The sequence below is a fragment of the Vibrio sp. 10N.261.52.A1 genome, assembly GCF_002876325.1.
Classification (GTDB): Bacteria; Pseudomonadota; Gammaproteobacteria; order Enterobacterales; family Vibrionaceae; genus Vibrio; species Vibrio chagasii.
This window is the reverse complement of sequence record NZ_MCYD01001215.1, coordinates 1-1,755: the sequence shown is the minus strand read 5'-3', so window position 1 is coordinate 1,755 and position 1,755 is coordinate 1. Positions and strand designations below refer to the sequence as shown.

Sequence of the window (1,755 nt, the reverse complement as noted above, 5' to 3'; positions counted from 1 at the left end):
CATAAAATACCTACATGTTGCAAAGAAAATTCCAATATAAATTTTTTAGATAACACGTAGATTATTTTTGAGTTTTTCTACTCACACGCTCGGCGCAATCCCGTAGCTGGCGTAGCCAGTCGAAGGGTGAGCAAGCGGAATATCACAAATGCTTTTCTATGGCACTGTCACTGTAAATCTACCTCTTTTATAGATCGATCAAGTTAGACATACGTAAAATACTGACGGGCAACGCTGTGGCGTTGCTGTGTCGGATTTGGGTGATGGATAACTATTGTTAATTAATTCTTATGTCTATTAGGGCGTGTTGATCTTTGCTGTACATTTCGCGTTCAACAATACATCGGTAGCCACATTAACATGAATGCCAGCGATAACATGCTGGCATAATTCCTTTCTAGCTTGTCATATCTACTTGAAATAGCTCGATAATGCTTAATTTTCCCAAAGGCATTTTCGACCAAGTGACGATACTTGTATAGACACCAATCCATACTGTTTTTGTCTATATCTTCTCCGTAATTGCGTTTAGCAATTACTGTTTCTCCGCCACGTTCCTTAACAAAAGTGCGGAAAGGTTCGCTGTCATATCCTTTATCACAAACGATGGTATTAACTTCATCGAGTTGCTCAACTAAGCTTTCGGCATGCACTATATCGTGGCGTTGTCCTTCTGATAAATCAAAGCAAATCGGCAGGCCACCACTATCCACGGCTAAGTGAATTTTGGTTGAGTTGCCCCCGCAACTTTTTCCTATTTGCTCTGAGCTTTCAGTCGCTGCACCTGTACTATGCTGATGCGCTCGAACTATAGAGCCATCAAGAAAGACCCATTCAAAATCAGCCATGCTAGATAAGCTTTTGAAAAGTTTATCTAAAACCCCTTTCTTTGACCAAAGATTAAATCGTCTGTAAACGGTACTCCACTCTCCGAACTCAGAGGGTAGATCCCGCCAAGGAATACCTGTTCTCATTCGATAAAGTATTCCTTCAAATGTCATTCGATGTTCAGTTTTATCGTAAATACGACCTGTACTTTTCATAACTTGGAGTAGCAGTTCCCAGCGAATATCAGTTAGCATTGTTCTTGGCATGGTATTGGTTATGGTTTTACTTTTGGCGAAGCAAATTATAACTCTTTACCATGCTGTTCAAAAAATACTCACGAAAGATCAACACGCCCTAATTCTTTTGTTTTAGTTACCTTAATATCTTGAGGGGTCCCTTAAAATAATTCTTTAGGAATCCATAACTTAAATTCTTTAGGGGGTGGGTAAAAGGTAAGTTTCTTATTGTTTTGATAGAAAATTCAGAATGATTTTTGCTCTGCTAAGGTGGCGTTAAACACTGTTTTGAGAAGAAGATCACACTGGTATTTGTCTAGGTGTGGTAGAGCCTACCGAGCTAACGGCATGAATGAAGCTTAATGGAGTTATTCAGGAGGTGTATAATCTTCCCATTCGGGTTGATAAGAATCTTGTGAGGTCGCTTTATGTATTTCATGGGCTTGTTGCAAAAACCTCACGAGCCGCCAGACTTTAACTATGATTCATCACTGAGCAATGCGTTATGGTCAAGTCTGAATTCAAATGGCGACATTTCACCCCCGAACTTATCTTATGGTGTGTCCGTTGGTATGGCACTACCGCAATGAGCTATGCAAACCTCAGTGATATGTTGTCCGAACGAGGTGTCTTCGTTAATCGCTCCACGATTTATCGTTGGTTCATTCACTATGGGCCTATCCTACATAAG

The 1,755-nt window shown here is 40.3% G+C and carries 1 protein-coding gene and 1 pseudogene; one reads left to right on the top strand and one right to left on the bottom strand.

Features of this window, described 5'->3' with window-relative positions; translation table 11 throughout:
• Positions 1-332: 332 nt before the first annotated feature.
• Positions 333-1,094 (bottom strand): IS5 family transposase, encoded by a 762-nt coding sequence (locus BCT81_RS25695; protein WP_008215652.1) that lies wholly within the window; start codon positions 1,092-1,094, stop codon positions 333-335.
• A gap of 475 nt (positions 1,095-1,569) precedes the next feature.
• Between BCT81_RS25695 and BCT81_RS25690 the strand changes: the two are divergent.
• A pseudogene (locus BCT81_RS25690) lies at positions 1,570-1,755 on the top strand (IS6 family transposase); the annotation flags it as partial.

What these genes read in the sequence shown, in the direction of transcription:
- BCT81_RS25695 (WP_008215652.1), bottom strand. Translation starts at nt 1,094, where the DNA reads ATGCCAAGAACAATGCTAACTGATATTCGCTGGGAACTGCTACTCCAA.